Annotated in this window: 13 protein-coding genes; 7 read left to right on the top strand and 6 right to left on the bottom strand. The window is 71.0% G+C overall.

The window, feature by feature from the left end; genetic code table 11:
* Positions 1 to 9: 9 nt before the first annotated feature.
* Positions 10 to 1320 carry a UDP-glucose dehydrogenase family protein gene (locus AC4NN1_RS12645; protein WP_491955509.1) on the bottom strand — a complete coding sequence of 437 codons (1311 nt, stop codon included), beginning with the start codon at positions 1318 to 1320 and terminating at the stop codon, positions 10 to 12.
* A 222-nt stretch (positions 1321 to 1542) separates the two neighbouring features.
* Between AC4NN1_RS12645 and AC4NN1_RS12640 the strand changes: the two genes are divergently transcribed.
* Entirely contained in the window at positions 1543 to 2205 is a 663-nt protein-coding gene (locus tag AC4NN1_RS12640; protein ID WP_491955508.1) for a hypothetical protein, read from the top strand.
* Between the two features lies 1 nt (position 2206).
* On the opposite strand, the gene glmS is transcribed toward AC4NN1_RS12640, so the two are convergent.
* On the bottom strand, positions 2207 to 4057 hold the full coding sequence (gene glmS / locus AC4NN1_RS12635; RefSeq protein ID WP_026302898.1) for a glutamine--fructose-6-phosphate transaminase (isomerizing): 1851 nt from the start codon (positions 4055 to 4057) through the stop codon (positions 2207 to 2209).
* A 158-nt stretch (positions 4058 to 4215) separates the two neighbouring features.
* On the opposite strand from glmS, the gene AC4NN1_RS12630 reads away from it, so the two are divergent.
* Both AC4NN1_RS12630 and AC4NN1_RS12625 read left to right on the top strand, forming a co-directional pair.
* Positions 4216 to 4710 (top strand): CAP domain-containing protein, encoded by a 495-nt coding sequence (locus tag AC4NN1_RS12630; protein ID WP_491955507.1) that lies wholly within the window; start codon positions 4216 to 4218, stop codon positions 4708 to 4710.
* 81 nt (positions 4711 to 4791) lie between these two features.
* On the top strand, positions 4792 to 5247 hold the full coding sequence (locus AC4NN1_RS12625) for a VanZ family protein (protein WP_020098682.1): 456 nt from the start codon (positions 4792 to 4794) through the stop codon (positions 5245 to 5247).
* 18 nt (positions 5248 to 5265) lie between these two features.
* Here AC4NN1_RS12625 and coaA read toward each other — a convergent pair whose 3' ends face one another.
* Positions 5266 to 6213 carry a type I pantothenate kinase gene (gene coaA / locus AC4NN1_RS12620; RefSeq protein WP_018187275.1) on the bottom strand — a complete coding sequence of 316 codons (948 nt, stop codon included), beginning with the start codon at positions 6211 to 6213 and terminating at the stop codon, positions 5266 to 5268.
* 132 nt (positions 6214 to 6345) lie between these two features.
* Between coaA and AC4NN1_RS12615 the strand changes: the two genes are divergently transcribed.
* Positions 6346 to 7920, top strand: coding sequence for a cellulase family glycosylhydrolase (locus tag AC4NN1_RS12615; protein WP_491955506.1), 1575 nt, complete (start codon positions 6346 to 6348; stop codon positions 7918 to 7920).
* Between the two features lie 27 nt (positions 7921 to 7947).
* On the opposite strand, the gene AC4NN1_RS12610 is transcribed toward AC4NN1_RS12615, so the two are convergent.
* Positions 7948 to 8841: an SDR family oxidoreductase gene (locus AC4NN1_RS12610; RefSeq protein WP_491955505.1), complete on the bottom strand. Its 894-nt coding sequence runs from the start codon at positions 8839 to 8841 to the stop codon at positions 7948 to 7950.
* Positions 8842 to 8997: 156 nt separating this feature from the next.
* Between AC4NN1_RS12610 and AC4NN1_RS12605 the strand changes: the two genes are divergently transcribed.
* Positions 8998 to 10374 carry an alpha/beta fold hydrolase gene (locus AC4NN1_RS12605; protein ID WP_491955504.1) on the top strand — a complete coding sequence of 459 codons (1377 nt, stop codon included), beginning with the start codon at positions 8998 to 9000 and terminating at the stop codon, positions 10372 to 10374.
* A gap of 17 nt (positions 10375 to 10391) precedes the next feature.
* Positions 10392 to 11942, top strand: a complete 1551-nt coding sequence (locus AC4NN1_RS12600) for a GMC family oxidoreductase (protein ID WP_491955503.1) — start codon at positions 10392 to 10394, stop codon at positions 11940 to 11942.
* A gap of 19 nt (positions 11943 to 11961) precedes the next feature.
* On the opposite strand, the gene AC4NN1_RS12595 is transcribed toward AC4NN1_RS12600, so the two are convergent.
* Positions 11962 to 16143, bottom strand: coding sequence for a carboxypeptidase regulatory-like domain-containing protein (locus AC4NN1_RS12595; RefSeq protein ID WP_491955502.1), 4182 nt, complete (start codon positions 16141 to 16143; stop codon positions 11962 to 11964).
* Positions 16144 to 16357: 214 nt separating this feature from the next.
* Here AC4NN1_RS12595 and AC4NN1_RS12590 point away from each other — a divergent pair, with 214 nt between their 5' ends.
* Complete coding sequence (locus tag AC4NN1_RS12590; RefSeq protein ID WP_020098677.1) at positions 16358 to 16501, top strand: hypothetical protein; 144 nt, start codon at positions 16358 to 16360, stop codon at positions 16499 to 16501.
* Positions 16502 to 16522: 21 nt separating this feature from the next.
* Here the strand turns inward: AC4NN1_RS12590 and AC4NN1_RS12585 are convergent, their stop codons facing one another.
* On the bottom strand, positions 16523 to 18361 hold the full coding sequence (locus AC4NN1_RS12585) for a hypothetical protein (protein ID WP_491955501.1): 1839 nt from the start codon (positions 18359 to 18361) through the stop codon (positions 16523 to 16525).
* Positions 18362 to 18381 lie beyond the last annotated feature (20 nt).

Here is an 18381-nt window from a genome sequence, read left to right as displayed (position 1 = left end):
GACCGCCTGTCAGGGGCGGCCCATGCCGTAGTAGGTCCATCCGGCGGCGCGCCAGGCGGCCGGGTCGAAGGCGTTCCGACCGTCCACGACGACGCGCCCTGCGGCGAGGCTCGCGGCGTGCTCGGGCGTGAGGTCGCGGCGGTACTCGTCCCATTCGGTGACGAGGACCACGGCGTCGGCTCCGGTGAGGGCCTCGTCGCGGTCGGCGACGTAGGTGAGCTGCGGGTGCTGACGGCGGGCGTTGTCGATCGCCTCGGGATCGGTGAGCGAGACGACCGCGCCGAGGCCGTGCAGACGGACGGCGACGTCGAGACCCGGCGAATCACGGATGTCGTCGGAGTGCGGCTTGAACGCGGCGCCGAGGACGGTGACCTTCTTGCCGTAGACGCTGCCGCCGAGGCCCTGCACGACGAGCTCGACCGCCCGCTCGCGGCGGCGCATGTTGATCTCGTCGACTTCGCGGAGGAAGGCGACGGACTCGCCGCGGCCGAGCTCCTCGGCGCGCGCCGAGAAGGCACGGATGTCCTTGGGCAGGCAGCCTCCGCCGAAGCCGATGCCGGCTCCGAGGAAGCGGCGGCCGATGCGCGCGTCGTGGCCGATCGCGTCGGCGAGCATCGTGACGTCCGCACCCGCGACCTCGGCGATCTCGGCCATGGCGTTGATGAAGCTGATCTTGGTGGCGAGGAACGCGTTCGCCGACACCTTGACGAGCTCGGCGGTGGCGTAGTCCGTCACGATGAAGGGCGTGCCCTTCGCGACCGACGGGTGATACACCTCGCGCAGGATGCCAGTCGCCCGCTCGCCGTCGGGCCCCGCCGGCACTCCGGCCACGAGGCGGTCCGGGTCGACCGTGTCCTGCACCGCGAACCCCTCGCGCAGGAACTCGGGGTTCCAGACGAGGGTCGCGCCGGTGTCGGTGATGCGAGGGGCGAGGGATGCCGCCGTGCCCACCGGCACGGTCGATTTGCCGGCGACGATGTCCCCCTCGGAGAGGTGGGGCAGGAGCGCGTCGACGGCTGCGTTCACGTAGGTGAGGTCAGCGGCGTACCCGCCCTTGACCTGCGGGGTGCCGACACCCACGAAGTGGACGGCAGCACCGGCGGCGGCGGCGAAGTCGGTCGTGAACGTCAGTCGCCCCGAGGCGATCCCGTCCGCGAGGATCTCGGACAGTCCGGGCTCGAAGAACGGCGCCTCGCCGGCCGCGAGAGTGGCGATCTTCCGCTCGTCGATGTCGATGCCGACGACCTCGTGGCCGATCGATGCCATGGCGGCCGCGTGCACGGCGCCCAGATAACCGCATCCGATGACAGACAGTCGCATGAAGAGTCCCCCTCGTCGAAGCGCCGGATGGAAGGCGCCTCGCTCTGTGTACCAGATCGGTGTGTCCGCCGCTTATCGCGCCTGTGTCGCGCAGGCTCCCGGAACCATCGACGCCGCACCGGAATCACGCTCGACGGGCAGGGGCGGGATGGATATCGTGGGCGGACAGCCGCGTCGCGACTTCCGAGTTCTGACATCACCTCACCCGAAGAGGACGTCACAGTGAGCACCTCCGCAGAAGGGCTTCCGGAGGGCGGATCCGTCCAGCCCTCTCCCGCACCCGCGCCCAGATACACCCCGGACGACCGGGTGGCACCCGAGGACGCGTCGCTGCTCTGGCCCGAAGCCCACCTCCTGGCCGAAGCACCACCCGGATATCGACCTCTCGAGATGCCCGCGCCCTGGGAACCCGAGACCAGGGAGCCCGAGATCAGGGAACCGGAACCGGCCGCGCGGGCCTCGGCACCACCGCCGGCCCCCGAACCGTGGCCGTACGCGCCCTACGCCCCCACCGCGCAGCAACCGCCGACCCCCGAACCGCCGGCGCCGCACGCACCGGCACCGGGTTACGTCATCTCGGCGCCCTACGAGGGTGCCCCGGCGCCCTCACCCGAGCGGACGGGACGTCCGGTCGCTCCTGGTCAGCCCCCGGTGCTGCGCAGCTTCCGCGACCTGCGCACCGGTCCGCTGAAGGGACGGGAGTTCTCGTCCATGAAGGACTTCGCCGTCGCCGCCGTCCTCGAAGCGGGCCATGCCGAGGCCGACGTGGCCCGGCTGTTCCGTTTCGCGCCGTGGCAGCTGCGCGCGTGGGTCGACGAGGCGCGCGGCGCGTCGTTCGGTCCCGGCAGGGGCCAGGGTCCCGGCAGACGCCCGGACCCGGCCTGACTCACTCGACGGTGACGGACTTCGCGAGGTTGCGGGGCTGATCCACGTCGAGACCCTTCGCCGTGGCGAGGCCCATCGCGAAGATGTGCAGCGGCACGACCGCCAGCAGCGGCTCGAACAGCGGACCCGCGAGCGGGATGCGCAGCACCTCGTCGGCGAACGGGAGGACGGCGGCATCCCCCTCTTCGGCGACGGCGATGACGCGGGCGCCGCGGGCGCGGATCTCCTGGATGTTCGACACGACCTTCTTGTGCAGCTCACTCGAGGCGCGGGGCGACGGGACGATCACGAAGACCGCCTGACCGGGCTCGATGAGCGCGATGGGGCCGTGCTTAAGCTCGCCGGCAGCGAAGCCCTCGGCGTGGATGTAGGCGAGTTCCTTGAGCTTGAGCGCACCTTCGAGGGCGATCGGGTAGCCGACGTGACGACCCAGGAACAGCACCGACTGGGTGTCGCCCATCCAGCGGGCGAACTGCTCGATGTGCTCCTGCTCGGTCTCGAGGACACGCGAGATGCCGGCGGGAATCGCCTCGAGCTGGGCGACCGCGTCACGGGAGACGTCCGCCGAGAGCGAGCCGCGCACGCGACCGATGTGGAGGGCCAGCAGGTACAGCGCCGTGATCTGGGCGACGAACGCCTTCGTCGAGGCGACGGCGACCTCGGGGCCGGCGTGGGTGTAGACGATCGCATCGGACTCGCGCGGGATCGTCGCCCCCTGGGTGTTGCAGATCGACAGCGTCTTGGCGCCCTGCTCGCGGGCGTACTTGACGGCCATGAGCGTGTCCATCGTCTCGCCCGACTGCGAGATCGAGACGACGAGGGTGTCGGGGCCGATCACCGGGTCTCGGTAGCGGAACTCGTGGGCGAGCTCGACGTCGACGGGGACGCGCGTCCACTGCTCGAGCGCGTACTTGCCGACCATGCCCGCGTACGCGGCCGTGCCGCAGGCGATGACGATCACACGGTGGATGCCGGCGAACAGGTCGTCGAGCCCGTCGAGCTCGGGGATGACGACGGCGCCGTCGTGGAGGCGCCCGCGCAGCGTGTTGGCGACGGCCTCCGGCTCTTCCGAGACCTCCTTGGCCATGAAGGAGGACCAGCCGCCCTTCTCGGCGGCGGAGGCATCCCACACGACCTCGAACGGTTCGACCTCGACGGCGCCACCGGCGAAGTCGGTGACCTCGACGCCCTGGGGCGTGATCGCGACGATCTGGTCCTGACCGATGGCCAGCGCGTTGCGGGTGTGCTCGACGAAGGCGGCGACGTCGGAGCCGAGGAAGTTCTCGCCCTCGCCGAGCCCGATCACGAGGGGCGAGTTGCGGCGAGCGCCGACGACGAGGCCGGGCTGGTCCTGGTGCATCGCGAGCAGCGTGAACGCGCCCTCGAGGCGGGCGACGACGGCGCGGAAGGCGGCCACGAGGTCGTGGGATGCCGCGAACTCGCGCCCGAGCAGGACGGCGGCCACCTCGGTGTCGGTCTCGCTCACAAAGGTGTAGCCCTCCGCGAGGAGCTCGTCCTTCAGCTCGGCGAAGTTCTCGATGATGCCGTTGTGGATGACGGCGAGCTTGCCGTCGTCGGCGAGGTGCGGGTGCGCGTTGACGTCGGTCGGTCCGCCGTGCGTGGCCCAGCGGGTGTGACCGATGCCGGTCGTCCCGTCCACCATCGGGTGGGCGCTGAGGTCGTCGCGCAGCACCTGGAGCTTGCCGGCGCGCTTGCGCATCTCGAGGTCGCCGTCCGCGTCGATCACGGCGATACCGGCGGAGTCGTAACCGCGGTACTCGAGGCGGGCAAGACCCGAGAGGAGGATGGCCTGACTGTCACGAGGCCCCACGTATCCGACGATTCCACACATGGGCTCCATGCTAGGCGCGGGCGACTGGGACTCCGCCGCGCGGCGCCGCACCGGGCGCGTCGCCGGGCGCAAGGACTTGGCGGGCGCGGCATCCTTTGGTACCCATGAGGCACCGTGTCCCCCGCACGGTCGTGCCCCCCAACACGATGGAGTCCCCCATGCCCGCATCCCCCCGCGTCCGACGACGGTCGGCGCTCGCCCTCACGGCCGCCCTCACCCTCGGCTTCGCCGTCGTGCCCGCCGGAGCCGCCTCGGCGGCGGTGTCGACCTCGTGCACCGGGACGACCCAGGCCGCCGTGCAGAAGCGCATCCTCACCGACGTGAACGCCGCACGGAAGGCAGGCGGCAAGAAGGCGCTGACTCTGAGCTCCGCCATGTCGAAGGTGGCCGTCACCTGGTCGGGCAAGCAGGCCGCCGCCAACAGGATGAGCCACAACCCGAAGTACTCGTCGCAGATCCCGTCGGGCTGGACGAGGGCGGGCGAGAACGTCGCCTTCGGGTACGCGCCGTCGAAGGTCACGCCCGCGTGGATGAAATCCGCCGGACACCGCGCGAACATCCTCGGGTCGTACAACCGCATCGGGATCGGTGTGGCCTGCTCGTCGAAGGGCCTCCCCTTCTACACGCAGGTCTTCGGGTATTACCCCTCCTGACTCGGCGGTGATGCGGCATCCGCTCGCGCCGTAGACTCGTCGACCACCGCAGCGTCGCGTCCTGTCCCGTGAGGAGGACCGATGCCCGACGCCGTCCCGCCGCCGCAGATTCCGCCCAAGCCACCGCTGCCGCCGAAGCACCGGCGGGCGTCGACCACCGCCCCGGTGCTCGTGCTGGCCGGTTACCTGCTGGCGCTGGCGGTCATCGCGTTCTGGCCGACGCCCGTCGACGCCGGCGTGGCTCCCGTGATCGACGCACTGTCGCGCCGACTGCCGGCGATCACGCGCCCCCGGGTGGAGTTCGCGGCGAACGTGGCCCTGTTCGTCCCGTTCGGGGTGCTGCTGCCGCTGATCCTCCGCGGCGCGAAGGAACTCGTGCTGCCGATCGCCCTCGTGGCGACGGTGACGATCGAGTGCACGCAAGCACTCGTCCTGCAGGCGCGGGTGCCGAGCGTGCTCGACATCGTCGCCAACGTGACCGGCGCCAGTGTCGGGATGCTGGGTCTCGCCGTGTGGCAGCGGGTCAGACGCCGCTGAGCCACCGGCAGGGCGCGGTCAGAGCTTGCGGAGCCGGACCGTCTCGACCGTGTGGTTCGCGCCCTTCTGGAGGACCAGCTTCGCGCGGTGCCGCGTGGGCTCGACGTTCTCGCGCAGGTTCGGCAGGTTGATGTCGTTCCAGAAACCGAGGGCGAGCGAGACGGCCTCGTCGTCGGAGATGTCGGCGAAGACCTTGAAGAACGAATTCGGGTTCGAGAAGGCGGCTTCGCGGAGGGCGAGGAAACGCTCGACGTACCACTGCTCGATGTGCGTCACGTCGGCGTCGACGTAGATGGAGAAGTCGAACAGCTCGCTGACGGCGATGTCGTGCGGGTTCGGAGCCGACGCGAGCACGTTCAGGCCCTCGACGATGATCACGTCGGGGCGGCGGACCGTCACCTGCGCATCGGGGATGATGTCGTACCGCATGTGCGAGTAGTAGGGCGCCCGAACCTCGGGCTCGCCCGACTTCACGGCGACGAGGAACTCCACCAGCGCGCGGCGGTCATAGGACTCGGGGAAACCCTTGCGGTCCATGATCCCCCGCCGTTCGAGCTCGGCGTTGGGGTAGAGGAACCCGTCGGTCGTGACGAGTTCGACACGGGGCGTGCCGGGCCACCGGCTCATCAGTTCGCGCAGCAGACGGGCCGCCGTGGATTTCCCGACGGCCACGGAGCCGGCCACGGCGACGATGAACGGTGTCGTCGCATCCTCCTCACCGACGAAGCCGGCGGTGTCGGCGCCGAGTCGCTTGGTGGCTGAGGCGTACAGGGACAGCAACCGACTGAGGGGAAGGTAGACCTCCCGCACCTCGGTGATGTCGAGGCGGTCGCCGATGCCGCGCAGCTGCACGACCTCGGTCTCGGTGAGGGGCTGCTCCATGCCGGCGGCCATGCGCGCCCATTCGGCACGGGGGATCTCGCGGTACAGCGAGTCGATGGTCGTCGGCGTCTCATCGGGGGACATTGCCGCAACTCTAGTCCGCCCCGGCGGGTGCCCCCGCGTGCGGAGGCGGGCCAGCGTCGCGGGCGCGCGTACCGTACGCTGAGCATCGATGTCCACCCGCGGCCGTTCAGCCGCTCTCACCAGAGGTTTTCGATGCTGCGACGTGTCCTGGCGGTCCTTGCCGCAGTGGTGCTGACGGCATCCCTCACCGTGCCCGCGGCGCCCGCCGACGCGGCGACCGCCCAGTGGCTGCGCACGAGCGGCGCGAAGATCCAGGTCGCCGCCACGGGTGCGACCTTCACCGTCAAGGCGACGTCCTGGTTCGGCATGGAGACCGACACCTGCGCGCCGCACGGACTGTGGTCGATCTCGCTGAAGCAGGGCATGGCGCAGATCGCGGGGATGGGCTTCAACACGATCCGGCTGCCCTTCGCCAACGAGTGCCTCACCCGCAAGACGGCCAACTCGGTGAACCAGGCACTGAATCCGACGCTCGCGACGGCCTCGCCGCTGAAGATCATGGATGCCGTCATCGCGACGGCGCGTGCCTACGGCATCCGGGTCATCCTCGACCGTCACCGCCCGGGGACCGATGCGCAGTCCGAGCTCTGGTACACCCCGCAGTACTCCGAGAAGCGGTGGATCTCCGACTGGAAGATGCTCGCGCAGCGGTACCGGAACAACTCCACCGTGATCGGCGTCGACCTGCACAACGAGCCCCGGGGCGCGGCGTGCTGGGGGTGCGGTGACCGCTCGCGCGACTGGCAGGCGGCCGCCGTCCGTGCTGGCAACGCCGTGCTCGATGTGAACCCGCATCTGCTCGTCATCGTCGAGGGCGTCCAGAACGGTCCCGACGGCAGCGCCACGTGGTGGGGCGGGAACCTCCGCGGCGTCGCGAAGAAGCCGGTCACCCTGAAGGTGAAGAACCGGGTCGTGTACTCCCCTCACGAGTACCCCTCGTCGATCTCGGACCAGCCGTGGTTCCACAACGCCAACTACCCCGCCAACCTCCCCGGCGTGTGGGAGAGCAACTGGGGCTACATCGCGTCGAAGAAGATCGCCCCCGTCCTGATCGGGGAGTTCGGCACCAAACTGCAGACGTCGTCCGACAAGAAGTGGCTCGCGAAGCTCGTCGGCTACATCAAGGACCGCGGTCTCGGCTGGGCGTACTGGTCGTTCAACCCGAACAGCGGCGACACGGGCGGTCTGCTCAAGGACGACTGGGTCACCCGCGACAAGGACAAGCTCGCCGCGCTGAAGCCGATCCTGACGCCGAAGAAGGTCGCCTACCCGGCCGCTCCCGCACCGGCACCGGCGCCGCTGCCTCCGCAGCCGTCGCCCCAGCCGTCGCAGCCGGGGAACACCCCGCCGCCGGCGGTAGGGCAGTCGTCGAGCGCCTCGTCCAACGGCGTCTCGGCGACGCTCACGGTGTCGAGCGCGTGGCCCGGCAAGTACCAGGTCGCCCTCGCCCTGACCGCGTCCTCGAGCGCGAAGGTGAAGGCCTGGACCGCCTCCTGGGCCTCCCCCGGCGCGACGGGAGCGGACAGCGCCTGGGGCATGGCCTGCCGCGTCACGAAGCCCGGCACCGCGAGTGCCCGAGTCGCCTGCTCGGGCATCGAGTGGGGCGTGGCGAACCTCTCGCAGGGCGCCCGGGTCGAGGTCGGGGCGATCCTGAACGCCTCGAAGCCGCCGGCCAAGCCCGTGCTGTCGCTCTCGGTCACCCGCTAGCGCCCGAGCGCGCGGCCGGACTGACGGTCAGGGTGTGACCATGCCGCCGTTGACGTTGAGGGTCTCGCCCGAGACGTAGCTCGATTCGGCCGACGCGAGGAACACGAACGCGGGAGCGATCTCGGCGGGCTGGCCGGCGCGCTTGTACTCGTTCTCCTCGTCGAACGCGCGCATCTGCTCGTCCGAGACGCCGTCGCTCACCTGCAGCGCCGACCAGACCGGGCCGGGCGCGACGACGTTGACGCGGATGCCGCGGGGCGCCAGCTGCTGCGCAAGACCCTTCGACAGGTTGTTGACCGCCGCTTTGGTCGCGGCGTAGTCGAGGCGGTCGGGTGCGGGCTTGTAGGCCTCGAGCGACGCCGTGCTGATGATGGATGCACCGGCGGGCATATGGACGAGGGCGGCCTTCACGATCCAGAAGAAGGCGAACACGTTCGTCTCGAACGTTTCGCTGAACTGCTCGTCGGAGAGGTCCTCGATGCGCTCGACGGCGACCTGCTTGCCGGCGTTGCTGACGAGGATGTCGATGCCGCCGAGGAACTCCGCCGCTTCGGCGACGAGTTCGCGGCACTGCGCGCGGTCGGTGAGGTCGGCCGCGATCGAGTGCCCGCGGACGCCGGCGTCGGCGATGACCTGCAGGACGTGGTCGGCGTCCTCCTGCTCGTCGGGGAGGTGGACGATGACGACATCAGCGCCTTCGCGGGCGAACGCGATCGCCGCCGCCGCTCCGATCCCCGAGTCGCCACCCGTGACCAGTGCCTTGCGTCCCTGCAGACGTCCCGTGCCGCGGTAGGTGCTCTCACCCAGGTCGGGGATCGGGGTCATCCGCGCCTGGATGCCGGGCTCGGGCTGGTGCTGCACGGGCGGCTCGACGCGTGCGTAGCGCGTGACGGGGTTGTCGAACGTGTACTGGTCGGTCATCCCGCCACGGTAGGTCGGGAAGCGGCATCCCTTTACCCCCTTGCGGGAGCGCCGTCGGGGGTGCAGGGGTGGAGCAGTGGAGCGCGCGATCATCGCATCTCCTCGACCGGTGCGCAAGCAGTCGGTCCCGACGATCCGCGTTCCTAGGGTTGACGCGTGCCGAGCGCTGCGAACCCCCCTCACGAGTGCACCGTCTTCTTCCTTCCGGGACTGGGACTGGATGCCGCCTCTGCCGGCGCCATCGCGGCGGCAGCCGATCCGCGGCTGCGTGTCGTGGGGATCGACCTGCTCGACCGGGGGCGCGCGGCATCCGTCGACGACCTCGCCGACACGGCGCTCGAGCGGATCGCGGCCGAGGCCGACGGCGGCCCGTTCCTCGTCTGCGGGCACAGCCTCGGCGGCAAGGTCGCCGCCCGTGTCATGACGCGCGTTCTCGCCGGCACCGAGCCGGTCTTCGGGCTGGTGGGCGCGGTCCTGCTGGCCCCCTCTCCCCCGACTCCCGAACCGATGCCCGACGACAAGCGCGCCGAGATGCTCGCGACCGCGCAGGGCGAGCACCTGTCGCGAGCGGATGCCGAGGCTTTCGTCGCCGCGAACATCGCCGCCCCGCTCGCCGCCGATCTGCACGACGCGGCGATCGATGCCGTCGTGCGCCAGCCGGCATCCGCCTGGCGTGACTGGCTGACCGCGGGCAGCCTCGAGGACGCGACGCGCCTCGTGGGCGTGCTCGACCTGCCCGTCGTGGTGCTCGCGGGTGACGGCGACGAGGCGCTCGGCGCCGACGCGCAGCCCGATCTCGTGGCCGATGTGTACCCGCGTGCCCGGGTCGAGCGGATGCCGGGTGTCGGCCATCTGCAGCCTTACGAGGCTCCGGAGCGGGTCGCGGCGGTGCTCGCCGAGACGTGGCAGGCGATCCGCGCCGCGGCTCCCGTGGTGCCGGCGGAGTGGGGACGCGTCATCGCGTCGTCGCGCGTCGACGTCGCGGTGCGACGGACGCTCGCGCAGCGGGCTCTCGTGGACGACCGCGACCGCGCCCCCCGCACGCTGAACCGTGCGCAGGTCGAGACGTTGCGTGCGCTCGCGGCGCTCCTCGTGCCGCAGGGCGAGGGCGGGACGATCGACCTCGCCGTCCGCATCGACGACATGCTCGCCGAGGGCGGGACCGACGGCTGGCGCCCGGTGGGGTCGCCCGCCGACCCGGTCGCCTACGGCCTGGGGCTCGACGCGATCGCCGCCGTGTGGCCGGGCGAGGTGGCTGAGCAGCGGAGCCTGATCGTGCGGCTGATCACCGACGGAATCGACGCGGCGGGCCTCGGTACCGACGGCATCCGGTCGTGGTTCGAGGATGCACGCAACGACCTGCTGCGCATGTGGCTGGCGCACCCCGCGTCGCTGGCGCGCATCGGGTTCGACGGCTTCGCGGTCGGCGGGACCGGCCCGCGTCCGGCGGGGTGGGCGACCATCGCGACGGGCGAACGAGAGACATGGGAGCCGAGCGAGCTCGGCAAGACAGTAGTGGAGGATGCCGCGTGACCGGCGATCATCGCCGGGTGACAGATCACCCGGGCATGCAGAGGTTCGATCTGGACGAGGTCGTCGACGTCGTCGTGGTGGGGACGGGTGCCGGTGGCGCTCCCCTGCTCGCGCGTCTCGCCGAGGCGGGGATGCGGGTCGTGGCCCTCGAGGCCGGTCCGGACTTCTCGCCGAGCGAGTTCACGCCGGACGAGCTCGAGTCCACGAAGATCAACTGGATGTCCGAGCGCTTGAGCGGCGGCGACGACCCGACGGCGTTCGGACCCAACAACAGCGGGTTCGGCGTCGGCGGCAGCACGCTGCACTGGGGAGCGTTCACGCCGCGTCCCGACGCCCGCGACCTGCGCCTACGCACCGACACGGGTCAGGGCCGCGACTGGCCGATCGATCATCCCGAGCTGATCCGCTACATCGAGCGGGTCGAATCCGACATCGGCGTGAGCGGTCCCGCGCACTACCCGTGGGACCCGTCCCGCTCGTACGCGTACCCGCCCGTGCGGCGCAACGGCTCGTCCGACGTGATGATCCGCGGCTGCGAGGCCCTCGGCATCACAGCGACCGACGGCCCGGCGGCGATCCTCACCCGCGACCGCGACCAGCAGCACCACGGCCTCCGCTCGGCGACGCTCGACAACGGTGACATCCACCAGGGCGATCGCTTCGGCGCGAAGGCGACGACGGCGAACACCTACCTGCCGGCCGCCGTGGCCGCCGGAGCCGAGGTGCGCGCCGGCGCGTTCGTCCACGGGATCGAACGGGATGCCTCAGGCAAGGTCACCGCGGTCGTCTACCGCTCCGGCGGCACCGACCACCGGCAGCGGTGTGCGGCCCTCGTGCTCGCGGCGGGCGGCGTCGAGACGCCTCGCCTGCTGCTGCACACGGGCGTCGGCAACGCGAACGGCGTCGTGGGTCGCGGGTTCATGGCGCACGGCGGCGTACAGGTGTGGGGCAGGTTCGACGAGCCGATCCGCGGCTACCGCGGGTACCCGTCGTCGATCATCAGCGAGGACTTCGTGCGTCCCGAAGACGCCGATTTCGCGGGTGGCTACCTGCTGCAGAGCCTCGGCGTCATGCCGCTCAACTTCGGCACGCAGCTCGTCCGCGGGGCGGGTCTGTGGGGCGACGACCTCATGTCGGCCATGAGCGAGTACCCCTTCAGCGCGGGCGTCGGCATGAATGGCGAGTGCCTGCCCGACGACCGCAACGCCCTGACCCTCAGCGATGAGCTCGCCGAGGACGGAATGCCGCGGGCCGAGGTCACGTTCTCGCAGGGCGACAACGAGCGGGCCATCGACCGGCACGGCGTCGCGGTGATGGAGCGGATCCTGCGCGCTGCGGGCGCGCGGAGCACGCGAGTGCTGCAGCGCTCGTGCCACACGCTCGGCACAGCGCGAATGGGCGCGGATCCCGAGGACAGCGTCGTGGACGCATCCGGTCGGTCCCACGAGGTCGACAACCTCTGGATCTGCGACAACTCGACGTTCCCGAGCGCGCTCACGGCGAACCCGGCGTTGACCCAGATGGCGCTCGCGCTGCGGACCGCCGACCTCATGCTCGCCGCGCGCTGACGTCCGGGTCGGCGGGCGGTCAGCGGATCGGTTCGTCCATCCACACCATCCGCTCGACCGCACTGGTGCCCGTCCCCCATGCGACGACCTCGAGGGTGACCGACGATCCGCGGTGCGCGGCGGTGAGCTTCAGGGTCCGCCCGGTCGCGGTGTCGACGCGATCGCCGCCGACCCACCACCGGTACAGGAAGTGCGTCCCCTTCGGCCACGACGCCGTCGCCGCCGTCAAGGTTGACCCCACGCGCGGTGCGCCCGAGAGGACGAGCGTCCCGGAGTCGAGCCCGCGCGGCAGCGTGGCGTTGTGGCCGGGCATCGCGACGGCCTTCGTCACCGTGATCGTCCGGGCGGTCTCGGCGGTCGGCTTTCGGCCCCACCAGACGACCCGCGAGTCGGTGCCGTCCTCGTACGTGAACTTCACCGCGTACGTGCCGGCGGCCAACCCCGGCAGCGTGTAGGAGCCGGCCGTGTCGGTGCTCGCCTCGGCCACCCGCTCCCCGTCGCCGTCACCCTGTCGATAGGCCTCGACGTACGCGCCGGCGAGCGGTGTGCCCGACGCGGCGCGGAGCGTGCCCGTGATCTTCGCGCCCGGCACCAGGGCGACGTCGATGTCACGGATCTCGTTCGCTTTCGCGATCTTCAGCGTGGTGGGCTTCGCGCCGGGAGCTTTCGCCTTCCACCAGCGCTCGGCCAAGTCGGATCCGAGGGCGGGGCGGACGCGAAGCGTATAGGTCGCGTCTTCGAGTCCCGTGACCGCGTACGAGCCGCCGGCATTCGTCTGGGCCCAAGCGATGATCTCCCCGCCGCGGGACACGGCGATCTCGGCATCGGCAACCGGTGCACCGCCGGGTCCCGTCACGACGCCCCTGATCGTGCCGCCGCGGGCGAGCCGGGCGTCGAGTCCACGCACCGTCTTGCCGTCCGCCACAGTCACGGTGGCCGCGGCGTCGATCGTCGTCGCGCCCTTCCACCACTGGCCGACCGCGTTGACACCGTAGGGTGCGAGGTACTGCACCCGGTAGGTACCCGCGGGCAGCGAGCCGATGGTCCACGTCCCGTTCCGCGATGTCGAGGCATCCGACCAGCGGCGCGTGTCGAGGTTGACGACGAAGACGACGGCCTCTGCGAGCGGCTTGCCGTCGGCATCGGTGACCCGACCCGAGAGTGCACCGCCTGCGGCGAGGGATGCATCGATCCCCTTCACGGTGGATTTCGTCCCGACCACGACCGCGGTCGCCGCGCTGCGATCGACCGCGTCGCGCCACCACTCGCCGACGAGGTTCACGTCATCCGACGGGCGGAACTCGACGTTGTACGAGCCGGCGCGCAGACCGTCGATCCGATAGGTCCCGTCGGGCCTGGTCTCGACCTCGTTCTCGTTCGCCGGCTGGCTCGAGGGGCGCGGGGTGTAGACGACGCGCACCGAGCTGACTCCTGCACCCTTGGTGTCCGTGACCTTGCCGATGATCGTGCTGCCGGCATCCAGTGAGGCGTTGAAGGTGAGGGTGCGGGAGGCTGCCTTCACCTGGATCGGCGTCGAGGCTGCCTCGGTCGCCGCGTTCTTCCACCACTCCGATACGAGGTTCTTGCCCTCGGGACGTTCGAAGAAGAGCGTGTACCTGCCGGCGTCGAGCTGGGTGATCCGCCAGACACCCTTCTTGTCGGTCTGCGCCCACCGCCGACTGTTGCCGACTCCCACGCTGACGCTGACGCCGGCGACGGGGGCGCCCTGCGCGTTCGTGACCGTACCGCCGATGGTCGCGCCGGTGATCAGACGCGCGTCGATTCCGGCGATCTTCGCTCCGTAGGCGACCTCGAAGGTGGCCGCCTCGGCGTGACGCGAGGCGCCCTTCCACCACTGGGCGCCGAGTTCACTGTCGTTGTCCGTGGCGAACTCGACCGTGTACCGCCCTCCGGGCAGTCCCGCGAGGACGTACCGGCCGGCACGGTCGGTCGTGGTTTCGGTGGCCGACGACCACCCGCCGTCGACCCACTGGAGCGCGCGCACCGTCACCCCTGCGACCGCGCGACCGCCGGGACCGGTGACGGCGCCCGAGATCGTCCCGCCGCGACGCAGCTCGACGTCGAGGTCGGTTCGGGACTGACCGCTCGAGAGCTTCACCCCGCTCGCGTCCTCCCACTCCAGCGCGCCTCGCCAGTACTGCGGCACCATTCCGCTGCCCTCGGGAGCCTGCGTGTGCAGGGTGTAGCTGCCTGCGCGCAACCCGCCCACCCGCCAACGTCCGTCGCCGTCTGTCGTCGCCTGAGTGAGGAATTCGCGGTCCGTTCCGACGAAGACGTCCACGGTGGCGGATGCCACGGGGTCCCCGCTCTCATCGGTCACCACACCGCCCAGCACGGCAGCGCGCGCCAGGGTGACGACGAGTCCGGTGACGCTCTTCTTCGTCCCGAGCGTGATCGTCTTCGCCGTGTATTCGGAGCCGCGGTCGTCCCACCATTCGGTCGCGTAGGTGCCCGTCTCGACCGAGGTCCGGAGCGTGTACGTGCCTGCCGCGAGCCCTCCGAACGAGAACGTTCCGTTGGCCCGGGTCGCGAACGAGGCGATCTCCTGGCGGACGGTGCCCTCTTCAGCGGATCGTTCCACGCTGTAGAGCGCGACGTTCGCTGCCACAGCCTTGCCGCCGTCGCCGCGGACGACGCCCTCGATCTTCGAGCCGAGGCTGAGCGTGGCGTCGAACCCGGTCCGCGCGCCGCTCTTCGCGATGTCGACGCGGGTCGCCGTCTCGGCGCTGGCGGCATCCTTCCACCACTCGCCCATCAGGTTGGTTCCGGTGGGCGGCTCGTAGTGGAGCGTGTACGTGCCGGCTCGGATGCCGACGAGCCGGTACCGACCGTCGGCCCCGGTGGTCGTCTCGGCCACCCATTCGGAGTCGTCGGCGCTGGTCTTCGACGCCGAGTAGAGCGCCACAGTGGCGCCGGCGAGGGCTTTGCCACCGCCGGTCACCGTGCCCGAGAGCGTTGCTCCCGAGGTGAGGACGAGGTTCAGGCCCTTCTTGGCAGCGCCGTCGGCCAGCGTGATGACTTTGGCGTCCTTCTCGCGGTGCCCTCCTCCCCACCACGTGACGGTCAGACCGGATGACGGGTCGGGCTCGACCGAGAACGTGTAGTCGCCGGCGCTGAGCCCGCTGGCGCGGAAGGTACCGTCGTCGGCGACCCACGGCGAGTCGACGTACTCCCACTGTCCGTTGACGCGCTGGTAGATCGTGATGGACGCCGAGACCGCAGCGCCCGTGCTGGTCGTGACGCGTCCTGCCAGCGAGGCACCGAGGGCCAGGGTGGTGCGCAGCCCGGTGATGGACTTTCCGGCGCTGACGGCGATCCGGGTCGCCGCCTTCTGCGAGGTCGCGTCGTTCCACCATTCCGATTGCAGGTCGGAGCCGAATGCGCTCTGCACGTACAGGGTGTACTTCCCCGCGCGGAGGCCGGTGAGCCGATAGGCGCCGTGGGAGTCGGTGGACGTCCCACCGGCATCCTCCCAATCCGCCCACTCCGCGTTCCACATGAAGAGCTGGACGAACGCATCCGCGACGGCGACGTTGTCGGGACCGCGCACCGATCCGGCGATGCTGCTGCCGAGCGCGAGCCGCGCGTTCTTTCCGGTGACTTTCGCACCGGGCGCGACGGCGAACCAGACCGGCTCTCCCCACAGGCTCTCGGCGCCACCGAACCACTGACCGACGTGCTTGCCGGCCTCATCGGTGAAGCGCAGCGTGAACCGCCCGGCGGGCAGCTTCGCGAACGTGAAGGCACCGGCGGCATTCGTCGTGGTGTCGCCCGCGGGGCTCGATCCGTCGTCCCCGAAGTCCTGGTACAGCGTGACGGTGATCCCCTTGAGGGGGGCCTTCGCTGTGTCGGTGACCGTTCCCGAGATGGATGCCGTGCCCGAGGTCGCCAGCTTGTTCTCGGCGCGGAGGCTCGCCGCGCTCTTCTTCGCGTCGCCGGGACGGGCGCGGTCGTCGCGCCTCGGGTCGGCGGGGGCACCGGCATCCGTCGTCGGCGCGGCGTCATCAGCGGAGGCAACGACCGTGCCGGACGGGTCGACCACGACGGTGCGCTCGGCGGTGGCGGATGCCGCGGGCTCGGCCGCGATGGCAGCGGGAGCGGACGCGAGCCCACCCACCAGGATCGCCCAGACGGCCAGGACGGCCGATCCGCGCGCGAAAAGACGGCGCCGACTGCGCATGCGTGTACTCCCCCTCGAGCACCCCAGCGCCCGACTTCCCCGGGACCCCGCCGTCGGGCTCCTCGCGCTCAGCATGGCAGAAGCGGCAGCCACCCGCCAACACCGCGTCATCTTGCCGATACACGCATCCACTACGGTGGGCCGCAGGTCCTCGTCAACGGCGCCGAACGGAAGGCCTGAGCGCTCTCGCGCTGCCGCCCTGGGGAGGAAACCGATGTCGGGTCGTTCGTCGCACCGCCGTTCACGTCAGCGCTCCGCCCCGAAACCTCCCGGGCTGCGGTGGTGGGCGTATGCCGCTCTCATCGTGGTCGCCCTGGGGGCGATCATCCTCGTCGTCGCCGCGCTGCTCGAGTACTGACGCCAGCCGGCGCGCGGCACATCAGCCGACGCGCGACGCTCGTGGGGCGCGTCGCGCCCACCACGCGCGGCGGGGCAGCGCGATGATCGGCGCGGGGCTGGCCTCGCGCTCGGGGCGGAGCGGCACGGGCACTTCGAGCACGACGGCATCGCCCCGCTGGTAGATGCGCGCGCCGACGCCGAGCACGCTGATGCCGCGCAGCTCGGGTCCGACGGCGGGCGCGCGGTCGAGCACCCCGGTCGACCAGGTCCGGACGATGAGCGTGTCGCCGTCGACGTCGATCTCGACCCACACTTTCTTCGCGATGGAGTGCTTGATCGCGTTGACGAAGCCTTCGTTGACGATGGTCGCGACGCGACGCGAGAGCGCCGGGTCGTCGAGGGTATCCGCGGCGGCGCGTGAGATCTCGCTCGAGACGTCGAGGACCGACCGCCAGGTGGCGACGAGCTCGAACAGGTCTTCGTGCGCGCTCTGGACCGAACCTTCGAGGGCGGCGGAGTCGACTTCGGCGATGAAGGCGAGGACGGAGTCGAAGGCGGCATCCGTCTCTCTGCGGAACGACAGGACGACCTCGGGCGTCGCCTCGTCTTCGTCGGCGGCGGCGGCCAGCAGGACGCAGCGGCCCTGGATGCGGCCGTGGAGGACGTGCGCGGCGTTCCGCAGGGGCCGGCGAGCCGACGCGGTCTTGGCGGTGAGGGTGCGGGCGACCATCGCGAGCACCGCTTCGAGGCGGTGCGCGGTGTCGGCGGCTCGCGCGATCGCGTCGGTGCACGCGGCGAGCGCCAACGCAACGAGGGGCAGCGACGCGACAGGGACGAGCAGGGTGGGCTCGTTGGTGCCGATGAGCAGGTGCGCGACGACCGTCATGACGATCCCGGTCACGAACCAGACCGCGACGAGGATCCACCCGCGTCGGGCGCTCGTCCTCCCCCGGGCGAGCACCCGGACGGCGAGGTCGGCGCCCAGGGTCACGGGGATGCCGACGAGGATCGCCGCCAACGCGACCCAGGGTCCCGCGACGAGGTGCGTGTACGGGATCGCACCGAGCAGGAACACGAAGCCGGTGACGAAGTACGGCGCGGGTCGCAGCATCGTGAGGGCCGACCGCGGGGGCTGGACGGTCTCGTGGTCATCGTCGGTCGGGATGACGCGCAGGTCGAGCCCGGCGCGCTCCTCGAACCGGTGGCTGGCCGTACGGACCTCGTCGGCGTAGTCGCGGACGGCCGTGAAGTCGATGTCGCCGGCGAGCATCTCGTCGCGACGATGGCGGAGGTCGGAGATGACGGGGCCGAGCAGTTCGCGATTCTCGGATTCGAACCGCGCGAGCCGGCGGCGGCCGGCGGTGAGCGCGGCGATGGCGGCGGTGAGACGCCGGCGACTGCCGCGGGTCAGCTCGATCGAGCGGGAGGTCATCGCGATGATCGACAGGCCGGCGAGCCAGACGGCGACGTTCGAGACGATCCGCGCCGTCATGCCGGTCAGGTCGAAGACGCCGCCGTACACGAGGACGTACGCGCTTTCGTGGACGAAGGGCCGGGCGGCCGCGATGAGGACGACTGCGGTGAGGACGAGGATGCCGCGGTGCGCCGCGCGCGGCAGGCGGCGCTCGACGAGGGCCACCGGGATGAGCACGGCGACGAGCAGCGCCCAGGCGATCGCGGCTACGATCTCGACCCCGACGTACCCCGAGGGAGCGGAGATGTACTGGAACGGCGCCATCACGGTGAGGCAGACGACGAGGCTGATCCAGAGCGCGGGGCGCGTGAAGAAGGCGCGACTGGTGACGGCATCCCACCACACGTGGACGCCGAGGCCGACTCGTCGATGCGCAGCGAGTTCGGGTACCCGCCCAGCCTTCATGCTTCTCTCCCCAGAGGGGC

Source organism: Microbacterium sp. MDV22-iso44 (genome assembly GCF_058629135.1).
Note: the sequence above shows the minus strand (reverse complement) of the source record. Positions and strands in the feature narration are given on the sequence as shown.

Coding starts and splice junctions, on each gene's coding strand:
- AC4NN1_RS12645 (WP_491955509.1), bottom strand. CDS start 1,320: ATGCGACTGTCTGTCATCGGATGCGGTTATCTGGGCGCCGTGCACGCG.
- glmS (WP_026302898.1), bottom strand. CDS start 4,057: ATGTGTGGAATCGTCGGATACGTGGGGCCTCGTGACAGTCAGGCCATC.
- AC4NN1_RS12630 (WP_491955507.1), top strand. CDS start 4,216: ATGCCCGCATCCCCCCGCGTCCGACGACGGTCGGCGCTCGCCCTCACG.
- AC4NN1_RS12625 (WP_020098682.1), top strand. CDS start 4,792: ATGCCCGACGCCGTCCCGCCGCCGCAGATTCCGCCCAAGCCACCGCTG.
- coaA (WP_018187275.1), bottom strand. CDS start 6,213: ATGTCCCCCGATGAGACGCCGACGACCATCGACTCGCTGTACCGCGAG.
- AC4NN1_RS12615 (WP_491955506.1), top strand. CDS start 6,346: ATGCTGCGACGTGTCCTGGCGGTCCTTGCCGCAGTGGTGCTGACGGCA.
- AC4NN1_RS12610 (WP_491955505.1), bottom strand. CDS start 8,841: ATGACCGACCAGTACACGTTCGACAACCCCGTCACGCGCTACGCACGC.
- AC4NN1_RS12595 (WP_491955502.1), bottom strand. CDS start 16,143: ATGCGCAGTCGGCGCCGTCTTTTCGCGCGCGGATCGGCCGTCCTGGCC.
- AC4NN1_RS12590 (WP_020098677.1), top strand. CDS start 16,358: ATGTCGGGTCGTTCGTCGCACCGCCGTTCACGTCAGCGCTCCGCCCCG.
- AC4NN1_RS12585 (WP_491955501.1), bottom strand. CDS start 18,361: ATGAAGGCTGGGCGGGTACCCGAACTCGCTGCGCATCGACGAGTCGGC.